The organism is Bacillus sp. BS98 (assembly GCF_008432245.1).
In the GTDB taxonomy this organism is placed as follows: domain Bacteria; phylum Bacillota; class Bacilli; order Bacillales; family Bacillaceae_G; genus Bacillus_A; species Bacillus_A toyonensis.
Window position 1 is genome coordinate 2,926,350 of the sequence record NZ_CP043830.1, and the last position, 19,701, is coordinate 2,946,050.

21 protein-coding genes are annotated in these 19,701 nt (G+C 35.3%); 1 reads left to right on the forward strand and 20 read right to left on the reverse strand.

All coding sequences use genetic code 11. The annotated features are described in order from the left end of the window. Position 1: 1 nt before the first annotated feature. The 20 genes from F0362_RS15210 to F0362_RS15310 all read right to left on the reverse strand — a co-directional run bounded on the left by F0362_RS15210 (position 2) and on the right by F0362_RS15310 (position 18,845). Positions 2-697 carry a DUF969 domain-containing protein gene (locus F0362_RS15210; protein ID WP_000593386.1) on the reverse strand — a complete coding sequence of 232 codons (696 nt, stop codon included), beginning with the start codon at positions 695-697 and terminating at the stop codon, positions 2-4. Positions 698-719: 22 nt separating this feature from the next. After that, positions 720-1,481 (reverse strand): 5-oxoprolinase subunit PxpA, encoded by a 762-nt coding sequence (pxpA, locus tag F0362_RS15215; RefSeq protein ID WP_000207306.1) that lies wholly within the window; start codon positions 1,479-1,481, stop codon positions 720-722. A gap of 18 nt (positions 1,482-1,499) precedes the next feature. Next, positions 1,500-2,489: a 5-oxoprolinase subunit C family protein gene (locus F0362_RS15220; protein ID WP_000382263.1), complete on the reverse strand. Its 990-nt coding sequence runs from the start codon at positions 2,487-2,489 to the stop codon at positions 1,500-1,502. Next, positions 2,480-3,193, reverse strand: coding sequence for a 5-oxoprolinase subunit PxpB (pxpB, locus tag F0362_RS15225; protein WP_000672291.1), 714 nt, complete (start codon positions 3,191-3,193; stop codon positions 2,480-2,482). The genes F0362_RS15220 and pxpB overlap by 10 nt, the downstream gene beginning before the upstream one ends. Before the next feature lie 14 nt (positions 3,194-3,207). Beyond that, complete coding sequence (locus F0362_RS15230) at positions 3,208-3,960, reverse strand: IclR family transcriptional regulator (protein ID WP_000026373.1); 753 nt, start codon at positions 3,958-3,960, stop codon at positions 3,208-3,210. 444 nt (positions 3,961-4,404) lie between these two features. Then, complete coding sequence (locus F0362_RS15240) at positions 4,405-5,238, reverse strand: DNA alkylation repair protein (protein WP_149889860.1); 834 nt, start codon at positions 5,236-5,238, stop codon at positions 4,405-4,407. 153 nt (positions 5,239-5,391) lie between these two features. Further along, positions 5,392-5,943 (reverse strand): signal peptidase I, encoded by a 552-nt coding sequence (lepB, locus tag F0362_RS15245; protein WP_000662506.1) that lies wholly within the window; start codon positions 5,941-5,943, stop codon positions 5,392-5,394. A gap of 23 nt (positions 5,944-5,966) precedes the next feature. Then, entirely contained in the window at positions 5,967-6,644 is a 678-nt protein-coding gene (locus F0362_RS15250; RefSeq protein ID WP_000895104.1) for a copper homeostasis protein CutC, read from the reverse strand. Positions 6,645-7,385: 741 nt separating this feature from the next. After that, positions 7,386-7,841: a VOC family protein gene (locus tag F0362_RS15255; protein ID WP_000414361.1), complete on the reverse strand. Its 456-nt coding sequence runs from the start codon at positions 7,839-7,841 to the stop codon at positions 7,386-7,388. Positions 7,842-8,157: 316 nt separating this feature from the next. Beyond that, positions 8,158-9,306, reverse strand: a complete 1,149-nt coding sequence (locus tag F0362_RS15260; RefSeq protein ID WP_001218351.1) for an acyl-CoA dehydrogenase family protein — start codon at positions 9,304-9,306, stop codon at positions 8,158-8,160. Between the two features lie 238 nt (positions 9,307-9,544). Then, positions 9,545-10,177, reverse strand: coding sequence for a YdcF family protein (locus F0362_RS15265; RefSeq protein WP_000662220.1), 633 nt, complete (start codon positions 10,175-10,177; stop codon positions 9,545-9,547). 325 nt (positions 10,178-10,502) lie between these two features. Beyond that, positions 10,503-11,090 (reverse strand): GNAT family N-acetyltransferase, encoded by a 588-nt coding sequence (locus tag F0362_RS15270; RefSeq protein WP_000402592.1) that lies wholly within the window; start codon positions 11,088-11,090, stop codon positions 10,503-10,505. Between the two features lie 112 nt (positions 11,091-11,202). Beyond that, positions 11,203-12,531, reverse strand: coding sequence for a YjiH family protein (locus F0362_RS15275; protein WP_001289430.1), 1,329 nt, complete (start codon positions 12,529-12,531; stop codon positions 11,203-11,205). A gap of 171 nt (positions 12,532-12,702) precedes the next feature. Beyond that, positions 12,703-13,830 carry an alpha/beta hydrolase gene (locus tag F0362_RS15280; RefSeq protein ID WP_000088547.1) on the reverse strand — a complete coding sequence of 376 codons (1,128 nt, stop codon included), beginning with the start codon at positions 13,828-13,830 and terminating at the stop codon, positions 12,703-12,705. 142 nt (positions 13,831-13,972) lie between these two features. Continuing rightward, the gene (locus F0362_RS15285; RefSeq protein WP_085450350.1) at positions 13,973-14,833 is read right to left on the reverse strand and encodes an AraC family transcriptional regulator; all 861 of its coding nucleotides are present in this window, start codon (positions 14,831-14,833) and stop codon (positions 13,973-13,975) included. Positions 14,834-14,908: 75 nt separating this feature from the next. Further along, positions 14,909-15,790 carry an aminoglycoside phosphotransferase family protein gene (locus F0362_RS15290; protein WP_001068238.1) on the reverse strand — a complete coding sequence of 294 codons (882 nt, stop codon included), beginning with the start codon at positions 15,788-15,790 and terminating at the stop codon, positions 14,909-14,911. Beyond that, the gene (locus F0362_RS15295) at positions 15,791-16,306 is read right to left on the reverse strand and encodes a GNAT family N-acetyltransferase (protein ID WP_000440855.1); all 516 of its coding nucleotides are present in this window, start codon (positions 16,304-16,306) and stop codon (positions 15,791-15,793) included. It abuts the gene before it with no gap. Between the two features lie 26 nt (positions 16,307-16,332). Then, on the reverse strand, positions 16,333-16,794 hold the full coding sequence (locus F0362_RS15300; protein ID WP_149889861.1) for a DUF2691 family protein: 462 nt from the start codon (positions 16,792-16,794) through the stop codon (positions 16,333-16,335). Between the two features lie 231 nt (positions 16,795-17,025). Then, the gene (locus F0362_RS15305) at positions 17,026-17,460 is read right to left on the reverse strand and encodes a ferritin-like domain-containing protein (protein ID WP_000282814.1); all 435 of its coding nucleotides are present in this window, start codon (positions 17,458-17,460) and stop codon (positions 17,026-17,028) included. Between the two features lie 203 nt (positions 17,461-17,663). Further along, positions 17,664-18,845, reverse strand: a complete 1,182-nt coding sequence (locus F0362_RS15310) for a YhgE/Pip domain-containing protein (RefSeq protein WP_000475853.1) — start codon at positions 18,843-18,845, stop codon at positions 17,664-17,666. Between the two features lie 172 nt (positions 18,846-19,017). Here F0362_RS15310 and F0362_RS15315 point away from each other — a divergent pair, with 172 nt between their 5' ends. After that, positions 19,018-19,635, forward strand: a complete 618-nt coding sequence (locus tag F0362_RS15315) for a TetR/AcrR family transcriptional regulator (RefSeq protein ID WP_001205673.1) — start codon at positions 19,018-19,020, stop codon at positions 19,633-19,635. Positions 19,636-19,701 lie beyond the last annotated feature (66 nt).

A 19,701-nucleotide genomic window follows, 5' to 3' on the forward strand; every position in this document is an offset into this window, starting at 1 on the left:
CTTATATAGCCTCCTTCTCTTGTTTTCCTTCTGCCTTCATTGTTTTCGCTATATATTTATCAAACCTTCTGAATCTAATCCAACTTACGATTAGTGCGGATATTGCTGTTGGAATACCCCAAAGCGCCATATCCCATACTCCGACATGCATACCTACTGAATCGAAGAATCCTTTCATTAATAAAATCGCACCAGTTGCGATAAAAATATCTTCTCCGAAAAACCAAGCTGTATTTTCTGCAGCAGCTGCGTTTGCTTTAATCTTTTCTCTTAATTTTTCCGGAAGTTTACCGTATTTACCTTGTGCCGCTCCTTCTGCCATTGGTGCAACGAGCGGTCTTACTGTTTGCGCATGACCACCAATATTCAGCCCTAGTGCCGCTGATGATTCTCTTATTGTAAAATATGACATTAATACTCTTCCAGTTGTTGCCCCTTTTGATTTCGTTATAAGTGCTTCTGCTCTTTCTTTTAAACCATAACGCTCTAAAATTCCGATTACAGGTAAAGTTAGTATAATAGGCATAGACATATATCTATTTTCTATAAAAAATTTACCGAACATGCTGATGACGTCATAAAAACTTAATCCTGAAACCATACCAGTAACAATTCCTGCAACCATTACTACTAATAGTGTATTTAACCTAAATAGAAAGCCAACTGCAACAAGTAGTATCCCAATTAATTTAATCATTTCCAGCACTTCCTCTCATTTTTTATTTCGGTGCACATATAGAAACACCATTAAGTTCGAATGTTCTGTATATTCTCTCCGCAAATTGTACCGCTTTCTCTCCATCGCCATGCAAACAAATTGTTTGCGCCTGAACTGTTACTTTCTCTCCATTCACCGTTTCTACATATCCTTCTTTTACCATTTGAAGCACTTGTTTTATCGCTTCGCCTTCATCTGTTATAAGTGCATTTTTTTCTGTACGACTTGTTAATGTCCCATCTTGCTTATACGTACGATCAGCAAAAACTTCTTGCATGAATGTTACTTTATATTTTTCTGCAGCTTGTATAAACGCCTCGCTATTTGCTAATCCGTAAAGTAATAGATCCGGGTTCATATGAGAAATTGCCTTTACGATTGCATCTGCAATTACTGGGTCAGTTGCCGCCATATTATATAGGGCACCGTGCGGTTTCACATGATGCATCTTCGCCCCTGCCGCTTTCACAAACCCGTCTAATGCACCAATTTGATATAAAACGTAATCATATACTTCACTTGCTGAAACATTCATGTTTCTTCTTCCAAATCCAATTAAATCAGGAAATCCAGGATGCGCCCCTATTGCTACGTTATGTTTCAAAGCTTTTTCAACTGTTTGACGCATAACGAACGGATCACCCGCATGAAAACCACAAGCAACATTTATAGAGGAAACGAACGGAAGAATCTCATCATCATTCCCCATTTTATAAGCTCCAAAACTTTCTCCTAAATCACAATTCAAATCGATTGTCGTCACGATATTTCCCTCCTACTCTCAGCTTCGTAAAGCGATGAACTTCTTTAATAGTTTCACATTTTCTTCCTGCTCTATGTACAATCGCTCCGCTTCTTCTATAGAAACTTTTTCAAAAGTTACATAGTCCCCTGGTTTCAGCTGGGCAAGCAGAGGTAAATCGACTGAAATGACATTTCCGATTCTCGGATAGCCACCTGTCGTTTGCCTATCTGCCATTAATATAATAGGCTGCCCACCATTTGGAACTTGAATGGTTCCAAATGTAACAGGACTTGATAGAATTTCTTGTTCTATTTCTCTATTTAAAACTTCCCCATCAAACCTATATCCCATGCGATCAGCATAATTGGACACTTTATACTCTTTCATAAAAAATGACTCTTTACTTTTTTCTGTAAACTGATTATATTCAAAATCTGTTATGACGCGAAGCGTAGGATGCTTCTTATATTTTGGTAAGACGTTATTTCGAATTGCCCATTTTGTTTTTATTCTCTCTTCCTTTTGTAAGTTCTGAATGAAACGACTCGCCATTTCTGCGTGCGTACCAATTTGAAAATAGTCACCCTTTTTGAGCATCCTTCCTTCAATCCCGCCAATAGCAGCTCGCATATATGTACTTTTACTTCCCATTGTATGATCAATATGAATACCACCAGCAAATGTTACATATGCTCTGCACCCACGTTTCGCTTTTCCAAAACAAAGCATGCTGCCTTCTTCTGCTAAAATAGGACGCCATAACGGAATTCGTTCTCCATTCAATAACGGTTCCAAATCCGCTCCGCCAATCGCGAGCAAAGTCGTTTTCTTTAGTAACAATTTAGGTCCCATTATCGTCATTTCTAAACCTGCTTCATTTTCTTCATTACCGACTAACATATTGATTAGCCTAAGTGCATTTTTATCCATCGCACCGCCAACTGGTACACCATACTGTTGATAATGAAATCGTCCTAAATCTTGGACTGTTGTAAGCATCCCCGCATGTAAAACCTCTACATCCATTCTTTAGCCCCCTCTAGCGATAAGTATTCTTCCTTTGTTACCGGGATAAAACGTAAATACATACCACTTTGAATATAGGTAGGTGATTCTTCTCTTGGATTAAATAATGAAATCGGTGTTCGGCCGATAATATTCCATCCACCCGGTGTTTCAAGCGGATAAATACCTGTTTGCTTTCCACCAATCCCTACCGAACCAGGAGCAATTTGTAACCGTGGTGTTTCTTTTCTAGGTGTTTCTAATTGTTTTGATAGTCCCCCTAAATATGGGAATCCTGGTGTGAAACCTAACATATACACAAAATATGTTGTTTCGCTATGTATACGAATAACATCCTCTACTTGCAAACCTTGATAATGTGCGACCTCTTCTAAATCCGGCCCATATTCGCCTCCGTAGCAAACTGGTATAGAAATATGTTTCACTTTCTGGTTCACTTCTTCTTTATATGAATCACACAGCTCCTGTATATATTGGCAAACGTAATCATATGACCTTTCACCTCTCTCATTTTGCATCCATACTTCGTACAAATTATAGTAAATTGCTAATGAAGTAAACGATGGCACACATTCAACCATTCCTGTAAATGGATGTTGTTTCAACGCTTGAAATAATCGCTGCACTTTTCCGTATATATCCATCCTAATTTCTTCACCAAACGTAACAATAATTGCTTGATCCCCTAACGCAGAAAATTTCATCCCATTCCCTCTTTCTATGCCAAAAAGCCGAGTTCTTTCGAAATGCGGTATGCTGTTTCTTTCACCTTCGCAGTAAAATATGAAATGTTACTTTCGCCATACTCAATTGCTAAACCTGAAACACTAATACCTGCTACAACCGTTCCATCATTCGCAAAAATCGGAGCTGCTATAGCTGCTGTATGATTTTCTAATTCAGAATAACTAATTGTGTAACCTTCCTTTTTCGCTAGTTGTAATACTTCTAGCAAATGTTCCTTATTCACAATTGTTCCATCCGCAAACTGTTTTAAATCGGTTTCCTCTATGTACTTCCTTTTCTCTTCCTCAGAAAAATAAGATAGTAAAATTCTCGGACATGCCCCCGCATAAAGAGGTGCTCTTCTTCCAACCGCTGTATAAACACGTACCGGCTGAACTCCTTCCATCTTTTCAACGTAAATTGCATCATTACCATCTTGAATAATTAAATTAACTGCCTGCCCTAAACTATCTCTAAGCTCTTTCATATATGGAATCGCAATATTTCTTACTGATAATCTTTGTGAAACAAGTTGCCCAAACCTTAAAAAAACGACTCCAAGACAATATTTCCCCTTCTCATTTTTTTGTAAAAGCTCCATTTCTTCTAGCGAACCGATTAAACGATAAACAGATGTTTTTGGCATATTTGTAAGCTGAACCATCTCTGTTAAACTTAACTCTTCATGCTCATAAAATAACTCTAAAATATCCATTGTCTTCACTGCCGTTTTATTTATACTCATCCTATCTCCTTTTTGTTCCGAATTTCGGAACTTTAATTCCATTTTTCGAAACAAAGATATAATTTAAAATTATAAAATATTCTTTCAATTCTATCAATATTTTTTTCACGTACATAATCCGATATATTTTGTCCGCTATTAAAAAAACACAAATAATAAGTGATTTATATAAAATAAAAGGCTCTTGAATGATTGACAAAACTTTAACACTTGAAGAACGAACTATTAGAATAAAAGTTACAATAAAAAAGTACGGAAGTTTAGATTTGAAATAAAATTTGATCACTTTTCATTAATAACACTGCTATAAAAGAAAATATAAAGAGCATGTTTGAATCAATTTTTGATCAAAACATGCTCTTCTCATTGTTATTCACAGTATTCTTTTTTAACTTGATTGATTGATTGTTCCTTCGTTCAACTAACAAGTCTATTAGGTACATATTACTTATTTTTCAAAATCGTTCTTTTAGCTTTTTTAATAATTCTACTAGTTGATTTTATATCAGTATCCTTTTCCCATTCTTCACACAGGTTCATTACCCAATCCGGTTTCGTTTTACTTGTATCATTTAACCAGTTTCCAACCGAATCTTGGACATATTTTGATGGATCTGATTTAAGTAAATTAAGAATAGGAAGTGCTTTTTCAGGTTCTTGTTTTAATATTTCAATATGTTTACTCCATACACCTCGAGGACGAATAGATTCTACAGAGAACCTACGAATATTCTCATCTTCACTTTTTGCCCATTCTACTAACAACTCCACACTTTTTTCTATATTCTGTGAAAGATCTTCTCTAATAGACATCCAAGCAATTTCTCGAACACCAAAATGATGATCCGCTGCAAAAGGTCGAATGTACGTTAATGTATCTTTTAATGTGTTATTTGATTTTTTATTCATAAACGCTGCCCAACATCGTACACTATCTGAAATATGATTAGATAATTTTAACAATAAATCTTCCTTGTTTCCTTCATTCTCTTTGAGTATAATTTCATCCAATAAAGTTCCTGTTATTCGTATGACTTTCATTCCTGTTTCCACGTTCTGTTTTTCTAATTCAGCTACTATGCTTTCCAAACTATTCTTGAGTCCTATTGAAGGTAAGACATTTTTGAGTAGTTCAATATGATTTATAGCTAGCCATTCTGTTAGATTAATACTTTCTAATTTCCCTTGCTGTAGTAATTGTAAGACCTCTTTAGGAATTTCGTTTACTTTCCTGGCTCCTTTCCTGTTTAAGATAACTTCTGCTTCTTTCGTTATCATTTAAATTCCCTCCTTGCAACACTATTTTCAAATAAACAGAGGTCATTTTGAAAAATAATAATCAAAATGACCTCTGTCTTTCTTAAATGAACATTCAGTTTTACAAAAAATGTGATTTAAATCCACAAGAAGAACATTTCTCCCATACTTGCTTTATAACGCTCTTACTTGTTTCAATGGCCAGAAAACAGCTTGTCCTTTTCCAACAATTTCATCTTCTGAAATAAAGCCAAACATGCGACCGTCCTTAGAAACTTCACGATTATCTCCTAAAACAAATACTTGGCCTTCTGGCACTTTCGTTTTCCCTGTGATTTGTTCTAATGTAAAGTCTGGAGTTAATACACGGCCAGCTGCTTTTTCTTTAAACTCTTTTAAATACGGTTCTTCCATCGCTTTTCCGTTTACGTATAAAACATCGTTTTTATACTCAACTGTATCACCTGGTAAACCAATTACTCGTTTTACTAAGTCGTACCCTTCTTTTCCGTGGAAGACGATAACATCGAAGCGATCTAATCCACTTATACTATAACCAATCTTATTCACGAGAACGCGCTCATTATTTTCTAACGTTGGCATCATCGATTCACCTTGCACTAAAGAAGGTGTAAATAAAACACCGCGAATAATTACAATTAGTACAAGGGTAAACCCTATTGTTTTAACCCAAGAGAATAATTCTTTCTTCGTATTTTCCTTCATCGTTTCTCCTCTTTCTTATGCACTTATTTTATTATTTCAACTAATTCTCGCACTAAACTTCGATCAATTTCAGAAAAACATGATTTACCTTCTCTTACCGCTGTACCGACATGAGCTTGCGAAATTCCAGTTTCATCTAATAACTGCTTTATATTTTCTTTCGTTACACCACTTCCAGCTACAAGTTGAATTTGACCATCGCTTACCTTTTGCATATCTTTAAGCACTGGAATATTATCTACTATATTTCCTTGTCCACCTGAAGTTAACACGTGAGTCACTTTATGGAATTCCTTTAAAGTTCTCATCGCTTCTACTAGGTTTTCTATATCATCTATCGCACGGTGATACGTTACATTTATTCCATCTACAACAGATAACAAATCTGCTAGCTTCTCTTTATCAACTTCTTTTTGTTCGTTTAATACGCCTAATACAACGCCTGCTGCACCTAACTTCTGCGCAACGCTAATGTCTTCTTTCATCATTTCAATTTCTTCTTCCGTATATGTAAAAGACTTCGCATGCGGACGAATCATAACGTGAATCGGTATATTTACTGCTTCTACCGCTTTTTTAATAAATGCATAACTCGGCGTTAATCCACCTTCTGTATAAGATGAAATTAATTCAATCCGCTTCCCACCCGCGCTTTCAATTCGTTTCACATCTTCTAAACATGTTGCAATAACCTCTAGCATGAGATAACCTCTTTTCGTGCTTTTTTCTTATTATACATTAGTAAAAATAAGAAACCTAGCTTTCTCCTATAAAACTATAAAAAGAAGAATGAAAAGAAAGATTTTTTCAATTGATAACACTTATTTGTAATGTGCTATTTTTCATGAACAATACTACTAAAAAGAGAAAAAGATATACATCTTACAAAAGAACATTCCATTATCTCTCGTTCAGATGTATTTTTTAGAATTGAGTTCTTCGAAGCTATTCAAGGGATGCTGCCCATTGCTATCAAGCTAATATTTTGGAGCATCCTCAAAACAAAAAATTGTACATCCTCATCTGGAGATGTCAATTTTCTCGCTTTGGAGTAGTTGCTCTTCTTAGTTTGATGAGCATAGGGTAGCTCAGGAAAATACGAATTTACAACGTTAAAGAAATTCCAAAATTAAAAGCCAAATTTCTCAATATTAAAATTAAGGAAATTGGCTTTTTTGTCGCTCTGGAGAAGAGCCCTTTTATTGAATAATAAATTTCTTCAAATTGAGAAGAATTAGCATATAACGTTTTCACAGAGATGTTGCCTGAATCTCTTCCCTGCTTCTTCCCCGGCGACCAAGTGGTTCGGAGAGTCCTTTCGCTTGCATGTTATGTTATATGACGTACCCTACTTCTTAAAGTTACTTTCACACTACTATTCTGTTTCAATTTTCACTTCAGTAATATATTTCAGTAAAGTTTTTTTATAAAACGTCACTTTCTTATTTGTTACCGAGTTGTTCCGCCAAACCGATTAGAAGCCCTTCGGTTCCACGAATGTAACAGAGTCGATACGAGTCCTCGTACTGAACCACTTCGCCAACGAGCTGAGCACCACACTTAGTCGTGAGTCTGTATACCATTTCGTCAATGTCTTCAACAGTGAACATGACGCGTAAATAACCGAGGGCGTTTACAGGAGCAGTCCGGTGATCTGATATAGTAGGTGGGGTGAGAAATCGCGAAAGTTCAATTCGGCTGTGGCCATCTGGCGTAACCATCATAGCAATCTCTACGCACTGGGAGCCCAGTCCGGTTACGCGACCAGCCCATTCACCTTCGACAGTAGCTCGCCCTTCTAGTTTCAAGCCAATCTCCTCGAAGAAAGAGATTGCGTCATCAAGAGATTCTACAACGATACTGACATTGTCCATTCTTAGTAATTTGTTCTTTTCCATAGTTTTATCTCCTTATGTGTAAACATTTATTATCTAATCATCTTCATAAATTATTCTATTAAAAGTTACAAATTCCTTCCCAACAAAAAACACCTTATCACCGTTTACATCCAAACTGGCATTACAATAAATATTTTTCATCTAGGAACATTCATCAAATCATGATAATCATTTATATGAAAACACTACATTTCAAACTAGGATGGCAAACAAATAAAAAGCACGTGTTCGATTACTAATCAAACACGTGCTTTCAAAACAACTATATTGTCCATAAACAATAACATTTAAATTCATAAGCTCTATTCCTAAAACATCACGACCGAAATGCTACATCCGCCAGTATAGACAATGTTGCATCATCCATCGGCGGATTGTGTAAACCCGCTCTGACATTTAAGTAATAACGATGAAGTGGATTTTTTTCTGATAAACTTTTTGCCCCTACGATACGCATTGCTTTATCTACTATAGATATCGCCGCATTTGTTACTGCGTATTTCACTGCCGCTAGTTCTGCTTGTAGTGATAGTTTATCTTCTGCCTCATCGTACTTTTTCGCAATTTGATATAAAAAGACGCGAGCTTGCATAAGCTCAAGCTCTATTTCTCCAACTAATCTTCTAACACTCGGTAATAAACTAATAGAATGGTTTAAACTATTTGGCTTGTATGATTCCGCAAACTGAACTGCATAATTTCTTGCTGATTGTGCGATTCCTAAATAACATGCTGGTATATGTAGCAACCAGCCAATACCCTTTTGTTTCACTTTCCCGCCCAATACATTCGTAAAGAAGCGGTTTTCTATCTCCACATTTTGTAAGACAAGGTCGTGGCTAGCAGTTCCTCGCATCGCAACGCTATCCCATGTTTCTTCAATTGATACACCGAGCGTATTTCTTGGAATGACAAACTCACCAACTTCTTCTCGGCCTTCCATACTTGCTGAAATAATAAAATAATCAAGTACTGGTGCCATCGTTGTAAAAGTTTTCCTTCCATTTATAATCCACTTCTCGCCTTGTTGCACCGCGATTGTTTCTGGTTTACCACCACGCGTCGGACTTCCTGTTTTCGGTTCTGTTGCTGCCCGATTAAAGAGTGCACCATTACGCACTTCTTCGCAAAACCATTTGAACATTCCATCATTCCAAGAGCGATTTTCAGCTAGCTCTTTTACAATACCGATATGCCATCCAATCGATAATGCAGTAGCTCCACAGCCTTCTGCAATTTTCCCTTGAAATAAAACGAAGTCATATAAAGAAATCGCACTACCACCAAATTCCTTCGGTAACGTTATTTTCGTATATCCGATATCTTTTAAATTATTAATATTTTCATACGGAAATGATCCTAATTCACTTAATTGATGCTCCCTTTCCATGAACTTCGGAATCAATTTATTTATTTGTTCAATAATGAAAGATTGTTCTTCTGTTTCAACAAATGAGAGTGCCATACTATAATCTCCTTTATCCCGCTATTTGCGGGCAGTAAAACTCCCACCTCAAAATTCAGGTGGAGCAAAGAAGTTCAATGGGAGTCGGGCTGCCCGTAAATGCTCGATTCATAAACCGTTCATTTTGTCATTATGATTATATGAAGCTACCTCTCTATTGTTTCACTATTCCGATAAAAATACAATGTTTTTGGATTATAAGAAAAATACCTATAGAAAAACAGGTCCTTTTCTTATATTAATCCCCCTTCAATGCCTTTAGCGGCAAAGAGGTTACATATCCGATATACGAGAATAATTCTTTAAAAAAGAATGGAATTTCTGTATCTAACGTTTTATATGCTGATGTTGGAGTCGGTGAAGCATATGCCTCAATGTTAATATGTTTTGCGATTCTCATTGCGCGTTTCATATGAAGTGGATCACTTACAATCGTGTATGAGTGTATTCCGTTCTCTATTCCAACTTCCTTCGCATTCTTTAAATTTTCTTCAGTGAAAAGGGATTTTGTTTCAATTAAAATATCCTCCTCTTTTACACCTTGTTTCAATGCATATACTCTAGCAGTGCGAGCTTCCTCAAGCTCGGCTTCAAACTTTGTACCACCTGTAAAAATAATTTTCTTAATGTTTCCGTTTTTATATAGAGAAATCGCGTGATTAATTCTTTCCTTAAATACAGGAGATGGTTTTCCGTTCCATGAAGCTGCTCCTAGCACGATACCAGCATCTGTCTTCACATCATCATCCGTTTTAAAGCGATAACTCCAAATATCGTAAGCTGCATAGCTCACATACAAAATAGCAGAACAAATCATTAATAAAAACACTTGAAAGATTCGTCTTTTTTTACTCTTCTTATTTTCTTTCATTTGTAATTGCCTCCGTACATCATCCATACTTCTATAAAAAAACATTTATATCAAATCGTTTTGTTTGAGTTTGTTTAAAAGAAGGTATTTTACTTATTATATATAAAAGGGTTTTCATTTAAAATTGAGGATTATCAATTCATTTTTCATTTGCGGTTTTCATTACAATTTTAATTCATTAGTTTATTACCATACAACTACATTGTAACGAATTTTTTCTCAGAAGGGAATGATGAAACAAAAGTAAATTAAATAAGTTAGTGTTTTGTAAGAAAAAAAGGTATATTATTCGCAAATTACGATCATATACCTTACAAAATACGAATTATAGCTTTTCTTTGTATAACTCTAATTTTTCTAACAATTCTCCTTTCACGCCTGACCATTCACTCGCAATAATACTGTACACAACTGCATCTCTCACATGACCGCTCGGCAATCTTCTTTCATTTCTTAGCACACCTTCTTTTACCGCGCCTAACCTTTCAATTGCTCGTTGTGCTTTTTCATTTCTTACATCCGTCTTAATTTGCACTCGTAGCATATGCAGTTTTTCAAAAGCATACTGGAGAAGCATATACTTACATTCTGTATTTATACTCGTACGTTGCACAATTGGATGGTACCACGTCTGCCCTAACTCCACTGTTTTATCTTCTACTGAAATATTATATAAACGTGTACTCCCTACAATCTTGTTCGTCTGTTGATCCACTACAGCGCAAGGGATTTGTGTACCCTTTCCATAACTCTTTATCGCTTTTTGAACATATTGCTGCATATCTTGAACAGTTTCCATTTTAGAGATTAAATACGCCCAAATTTGCCTATTTCCTTCTACAATCGAAAACAAAGTTTCGACATCACCACTATCCATTAACCGTAACTTCGCTCTTTCGTGAATGATTTCCATTTGTAAGCCCCCTTCTTTTGTTACTATAACATATGAATAAATATCTCAAAATTTATATATAATGATTTTAACAACAAAAATCCTCGCTCACATAGAAAGCGAGGGTTTCCTATTAAAGCACCAAATAAGCAATCGGCGTAATAATAAGCAACGTTAATATCGTTCTCTGCACGTACAAAATAATAAGTTCAGATACTTTTAACGGAATATCTGTCGATAATATACAAGGGATTGAAGCGGAGAAAAACAAAATAGATGATACCGAAATAACCGCAATGACAAACTTTGTCACGAGCGGCGCACTTACAACTAATAATGATGGTAAAAACATTTCTGCAATACCAACTGATACCGCTTTAGCAGCTAAGTCTGCTTCTGGTAATTGTAAAACCCATGTAAATGGATAAAAAATATAACTGATCCAATCAAATATTGGCGTGAACTTCGCTAAGACGATACCAATTAACCCTACTGACATAATAGATGGTAAAATTCCCATCGTCATAATAAAACCGTCTTTTAAGTTCACTGCAATATTTTTCATAATGCTCGGTGCAGATCTTGATACTTCTAATGCATCTTCCCAAGCACGTTCTAACATTTTTTCCTTATAAACGGGCTCTGGGAACCCTTCTTTCGTAATATATGTATCGGGCTTTCTACTAAGAGGTGGGATTCTTACGGTGATAGCAGTCACGATGAATGTTACTACAAGTGTAGTCCAAAAATAAACATTCCATAAATGCATAATGTCTAATGTTTTTGCGATGATGATCATAAATGTTGCGGATACTGTAGAAAATCCTGTAGCGATAATGGCTGCTTCTTTTGTCGTATACTTTCCTTCTTTATATACGCGGTTCGTAATTAATAAGGCTAGTGAATAACTTCCAACGAAGGAAGCAACCGCATCAATTGCCGATCGTCCCGGCGTATTCCATAAAGGTCTCATAATCGGACGGCAAAATGTACCGATAAATTCAAGCAACCCATATCCGACTAATAACGCTAAAAACGCCGAACCAATCGGAACGAGTAAACTTACCGATATAACTAGTTTCTCATACAAAAACGGCCCAACATCTGGTGCAAAAAACCAAGCTGGTCCCACTTTAAAACAATATAATACGCCAAAAACAACACCAACTACTTTTAAAATAGAAAAACAAATGTCTACGATAGATGCATTCCATTTCTTCGTATAAAATGGATAAATCGCACCAATCACCATAACAAACAATGCATAATAAGGTACTACGCCCGGAACTGAAGTACGGATCCACGATACGATATGATCAATCATAATAGAAGAAGCTCCATTTATCGTAACAGGTACGAAAAACATAAACACCCCAACGAGACTAGCGAGTATAAACCGAAGAATCATACTCCTCTCTCTTCCTGTCTTAATTACATTACTTTTTAATTCAATTTCACTCAAAATCCGACACCTCCTATTATCTAAATATTCTGTATAATATAGTTTTATTCCTTCTTTTGATCTTGAATATTTAATCATATAAAAAAGCCTAATTTGAAACATTTAGATCAAATTAGGCTTTTTATATACTTTTTAGATATTCTCACTTAAAGCACAAAGTAGAGTTTAAAATCATTGCTCGAAGTAGGAGTCTTTCTTACTATTCTTCAATATAAAACTCCCCATCTCAATCGCTAAATCTTCACTTTGAGGATAGACACCTACATTATCTCCATACGCGTGCCCTAAACCACGATAGAGAATCGTTTCAGTATCCACTCCTTGTTTCTTCAATTTAGCTGCATACGCTAAACATTCAATCATTAAAAAATCATGTTCTCCTACCGTAATAAATGTACTTGGATAATCTGAAGATACATCAACGTATGGACTTAAATACTTCGAATGAATGTCTTCCGTACCAAGTATTTCTGCCATCCCTCCGACCATTGCATGCATCATATTAAGCATTTTTTCTAATCCTTTTTTATATTTCGGAGCAATCTCATATTTATCTATACTCCAAGAATAAAACTCGTCTTCATAGTCACACATGTTAAGTGTAGGGTACAGAAGTAATTGCCCTTTAACGAAGTTTCTACCATCTTCCATATCTCTCGTTGTACAATACTGTGCTAAGTTCCCTCCAGCACTATCACCCGCAACAAAAATATTATTCTTATCACCGCCGAATGCTTCAGCATTCTCATAAATCCATTTTAAAGTAGTGTAACAATCTGTATGTCCATTTGGAAAAGGATGTTCTGGAGCTAATCGATAATCTACAGAAAAGGCTAGTATATCTGTTTTTTCTACTATTAATTTCACAAGTTCTTCTACCACATCTGGTGATCCTGCCATGAATCCGCCACCATGAATAAAATATAAAATTGGCGCGTTTTCTTGTTTTGAAATACTATTATAAATCCTTATCGGAATGTCATATCCATCTTCCGCTTTAACCGTTTCATTCGTAATATTTATATCTTTCGTTACGATTGGAACGCTTTTAATACCATTAAACTGCTTTCTCATATTCTTTACCGATTTTTCAGAAGCGTCCATTTTCATCATATTTTTAGGCATAAACCTCATTATATTCATTTGAACCTTCATATCTTTATAAAGACGTGGATCCATTGCTCCCTTTTCATCGCAATCTGGTATGTTTTTCACTATTACTTCTGCGCCTTGTACATTGATGGTTTCTTGTTTTTCTTGAATCTTTTCTAATAAATCTAAGCTATATTTTCTAGACATTCACTATTCCCCCATCTCTTTTTTAACGCTTTCATTTTCCGAAAAATTATATAACCGTATACATTTCCATTTACTAAATAAAAATACGTTCCATGTACAAAATGTAACATGGAACGTATTTTTATTGTTGTTCATATTTGATTCAATTATTGTCATTTTTTGATATGATATTTTTTCTATACTGTAATGGTGTATCCCCATATTTCCCTTTAAACTGCGAAATGAATGACTTCACATTGGGAAATCCATGTTTCACTGCTATATCTTGTATAGAATTCGTACTGCTAATAATATCTTCATACGCTTTATGAAGCCTGTATCTCGTTAAAAAAGAGGTGAAATTTGATCCGAAAGATTTTTTGAACATCCGAGAAAAATGTTCCTCACTTACAAAAAAGTGTTTCGCTACATCTTTCATTTTAAGCTTTTCATCATAATGTTCATACATATATGTAATTATCTCTTTTTGTTTATTTCCAAATTGAAAATCATTATCTTCTTTTTTTCTATCTTTACAGTGGCGCAATAGAATATAAACAATCTCATAAATTAAACTATTCATTTTTATATAACTTAACTCATCAAAATTTGTGACTAACTCCTTTAATTCATAAAATATTTGTTGGAGCTTTTCTTTCTGCACAAATGATGCTTGTAGAGTAAATCTATATTTATCAAAATCAGCATTTAGCTCTTTAAGAAATTCATACGAAACTATTAACATCATTACTGCACAACTTGCATTCTCAACTTTTTCAAATTCGTGCACATCTCCACTGTTTACAAAAATAAACTCGCCAGCTGATACTTTCTTTTTTTGCCCATTTACATACAAAAAAACGTCTCCATATATTACTAAACTAATTTCAATACTTCTATGCCAGTGTGGAGGGATATAGTAGTGAAAATCAGCCGGAAGTCTTGTGCTATCTATATATTCAACCATACCTGGAATTCTATCACGCAATTTTATTTCTTCATATTTCCCTTGCCTGACTTTCAATTATATTCCCTCCTTTTTATTGCATAGTAAACGTCAAATAACTTCAATCAAAACTTGTGCTACACATTACTATTTTCATCTCATTTTATAATCATCCACAATCACTTGGATTACACGATATGCTTCCTCAGCTACTTTTTCATTACTATTTCTATTCGCATCATATGTAATTAACGCCTTCCAAAGCGCCCATCCTCTCGCTCTATCCCACGTTTCCTCATCCATCCTCAACACTTCTTTAAATACATTTCTACTATTTTCATCAAAAAATGTCCATGCCATCGCCGCGTCACACGACGGATCACCTACTCCTAGTATACCAAAATCAATTACGGCACAAAGCTTTCCATCTTTAACGAGTAAATTCCCTGGCGCAACATCTCCATGAATCCAAACTGGTGTGCGTTCCCATTTTGATCGGAGCGCTAAATCCCAAAGGTGCTTTAACAATGACTCATCAAAAGCGTCTTTATTGTTTTCAATAGCTACTCTCGCTTCTTCATCGTATACAGATATAAACCCGCCTCGGTAAAAGTTATGCGCTCCAGCTATTGGTCCGTTACTAGAATCAATGGATTGCAATTCTAGTAGAAATGATCCTAAGTCCGCTGCGAATTCATGTAAGTCACGAACATTTTCTTTCTTAACTGTCTCTCCCTCTATCCACTTATTAATAGACCATGGCCACGGATACTCTTCAGACGAATGCCCTTTTGCAATTGGTGCAGAAATTGGTAAAGAAAGTTCCTTATTTAATATAGGAAGCCACTTGTTTTCTTTCTCTACTTGCGGTGCATATGCTGCATCACTTGGTAATCTAACACTCATCTGATCTCCTAAGTGAAACGTTCTATTATCATGCCCACTAAACTTTACAGGTTTCACTTCTAAATGTGCCCATTCAGGAAACTGTTTCTGTATTAACTTCTTAACTAAACTTACGTTAATTGGATTCATTTATTTGCTCCTTTTCTTTTGAAACTTACTAAGCCCATCCGTACTGCCCACATACTCAAAATCATTTTTCTTATAAAAATCATTCAACGTACGATTATGTCCCACACAATCTAACTTCAAGTACTCTTTATCACACTGTACATTTTCTTCTACCCACTGCAAAATCGATTCTCCTATTCCATTCCCCTTATACTTCCGTCTCACCGCAAATCTATGAATATATACTGAATCCGAAACTTCCTCTTTACCAAAAATATGTTCATCCCATTCATTTTGTTTAGGAGATGCTGTAATCGTACCAACAATTTCATCTTCTTTCATAACAATATACGTATATTTATTTCTTATACATTCTAATATTTCAGCTGTAGCCTCTCCTCCTAACAGATACTGCCATTGATCTACTTCTTTATGTTGTAACCACTCTGCTACTTCTCTTAATAGAGTAATAATAGTATCGCTCTCCTCTTCAGTAGCAGTTCGTATTGTATATTCTTTAACTGTATTTCTCTCCATATTGCCGTTCCCCTTTCAAATTACTACTATACTGACAAACGCGTTCTACCGTCATTTTCGTCTGTAACGTATTCAACATAAAAACCTTGATTCAGTGCGTTTTCATACATCAATTCAATCGCTTTTGGGTCTTTAGCGTAAATGTGTATATAATCACCGTCCGCTACTAATACGACTACTTCACACTTGCTCTCTGTGAACTCTTCATATGTTTCAATCTCTTCTAATACTTCTCCTTTTGGATACGCTTTTAAATCTGCAAAAATGAGATAATATATGTTGTCTTTTATTGATTTTTTCAATTCTAATCCACTCATTACCTTGTTATCTTCTGAGAATAATTCTGATCCTAATCCATCAGGTAATCTGAAATAAGATTCCTCATTTTCCACTCGCCAATCAAATAACGTAATATCGATCGGCTTTAACACTTTCCAAAGTAGATTATCATATTCATTTGGAATATCTACAATAATTCCTCTTTTCATTTATTTGCTCCTAGCTTATTTATTTTCGCTTTCATTTCATACATTATATACCAAATTCAACTACTATATTTTGTCGATACCTATGTAACTTGTATTTCACCGCGAAAAACCGTCCCACTACTTATGAAACGGTTTCTTTCTGCTTATATTTAAGTTTTTCATTCAATTGTTGCACTACGCTTTAAAACAATTTCTAATATATTCATCACATCAGCCACTCATTCTTTATACTCACTTCGACTTCACAAAATAATATAAAAACCAAACCGCATGATTTTGTTCATCTGCAGCTATTCTCCGTAACAAATCTTTCACAGATGCATCCGATGTTTCATCTGAAATTTCCAAATAAAAATCTACTGTCCTTTGCTCATCCTGTATAGCGAATTCTAATCCTTGTAAGTACGTATTCGGGCATTCTTCGGTAATCTGTGGTTTAGGCTGCCTGCCAGTTAAGTTCGTATAAATTTGGACAAAGTTTTGGAAATGCTTTATTTCATCATTACGAATTTCAAGAATCTGATTTCGTTCTACTTGATTTGGAGCCATGTTAGCTAACTTTGCGTAGCAGCTTATAGCGCTATATTCTCCGTTTATAGCTTTTTCAATATCACTTATCAACTTATCATTTTGCCTATACCAATCATGATAATTCGAATTATACATCGTATCCCCTCCATAATTTCGCATAACATTTTATGCACTTTGAAATAGTAGGAGCATGTATACAAAAAAATTACTGCAAACACGAATACTTCAATCACGTATAACATATTGTAAAACCCTATCTATCGCTGCTTAATTTCCTTAACGATTCCTAATGATTTCATCAAAAAACGCTTCACTACGAGTGAAACGTTTTTTATCTTTTAAGCATTCAATTCCATTTTATGTCCCTTTACTGCACTACGCTTCAATGCAGTTGCTAGTATAACAACCATACTTACCACACCAATCCAAACGAGCACAGTAACAGGTGTATTCCAGCTTAACCCTTTTCCGAAGAAGAAGATCTCCCTGAGTCCTTCGATCATAAATTTCATTGGTAACCAAGAATAAACCCAATTTTGATAAAATGGCGACAACATTTCAGGTGCTAATGATAATAACGGTGCCCCGAAGAATAGTAAGAGTGCGAATAAACCGATACCTTTTAGCCCAACTAATGAAAGTACCGCCGATATCATTAAGAAGAAGCTAAAAGACGTGATGGATAAGAACAACGCTGTCTCCGTGAAATTCGAAATATTTAATCCTACCATCCCATCTGCAATCCACGTAAGGCCAAAACCAATTACAAGTGTCGCAACTGCTCCAGCTACTATTTGTTTTAGTTTTAATCCAAAGTTTTCTTTTCTTGTACGTACCGGCATTTTACTAAGCGCAATAAAAATAATTGCTGCGTTAGCTAAACTTGCAATCCATAACGGCTGAAATAATGACATTGGTGAGTTACCGTTCGCACTGTTTTTTCCGACCTCATTCACATTTTTCACGTGCTTTACAATAGGTGTTACTAATTTCGAAGCTTGATCTGTTGTTAAAGTAGCTCCCCTTGCTTTCAATCCATCTAATATTTGTGTGCGAACATTGTTGCTCATATTATCCACTACACCATTTAACATTTGCCCTGCCATAGTTGATGCAGCCATATTCATTCCTTGATTAATTAATATTTCTACTTCTGGTGAAGATGGCTGCGGTGTTCGTAATGAAGCCTGTTTCATACTAAATTCTTTCGGAATGACGAATGCGGCATAATACTCTTGATTATTTAAACCTTTTTGAACTGCTTCCTTATTTTTCACTTCTACCCACTTCACCGCAGGTTCTTCATCTGATTTCGCTGTTTTTTTGATATTATCAACAATTGTTTGCCCCATATTCATTTTCGGTTGATTTGGAACTTCTACACCTTGATCCTCATTTACAATTGCTATTGGCAAGTTTTTTGGCTTTGGTTGAACAGTTGGGAATAATGTTAATGAAAAAATAAAAACAACAAGTAGTGCAATAACTGGTGCTAACAATAAAAGTTTGTTTTTAAACATTTTCTTTTCTCCTCCTTTAATTTTCGTTACAATAAATGAACAACGTGTTGTTTATTTATATTTTGAATTATATGTTTGAGCTAAATCTTATTCAATAATCAAAAATCGTGAATGTGTCGGTTATAAGACACTTTTTCTAAATGTGTTGAGTAAAATTAAGGAGGGACATGCTTTGCGTGATAGTAATTTAGATTTACGTGTTATTCGTACGAAAACGGCCATACGAAATGCACTAGTGGAGCTTATTGAAGAAAAAGGTTTTGACGCCATTACAGTAAAAGATATTACAACGAAAGCGAACATAAATCGCGGTACATTTTATGCACACTATCAAGATAAATTTGATTTAATGACGAAATGCCAAGAAGAAATTATGCATGAGTTTTCTAGCATTGCCAAACAAAAATTCCCTGAAGTGATTGCCGATCTTGGCTCAAACCCTTCCCCAACGACGCCATTTGTACTTATCGCTTCTATTCTTGAATTTCTAAATGAAAATAGTGATTTTATGAAAGCTGTGTTAAGTCCAAAAGGAGATTTATCTTTCCAAACAAAACTGAAAGACTTTATGTGGAAAACACTATTTGAAGATACGAATGGGGCTCTTATTGATAAAGAGAGTTTGCTTGTTCCAAGCGAATACCTAACTTCTTATATGGCATCTGCTCATATAGGTGTCATTCAGCAATGGTTAAATAATGGCCAAAAAGAAACACCTAAGGAAATTGCTCGTATTTTATCAACTATCGCAGTTCACGGCCCGTTTTATGCGGCTGGTTTAAAGAAGTAAGCCAACCTGTATAGAAATATATTTTAATCAATCTGGACATCAACTAATTGCTTAATGAAATTTATG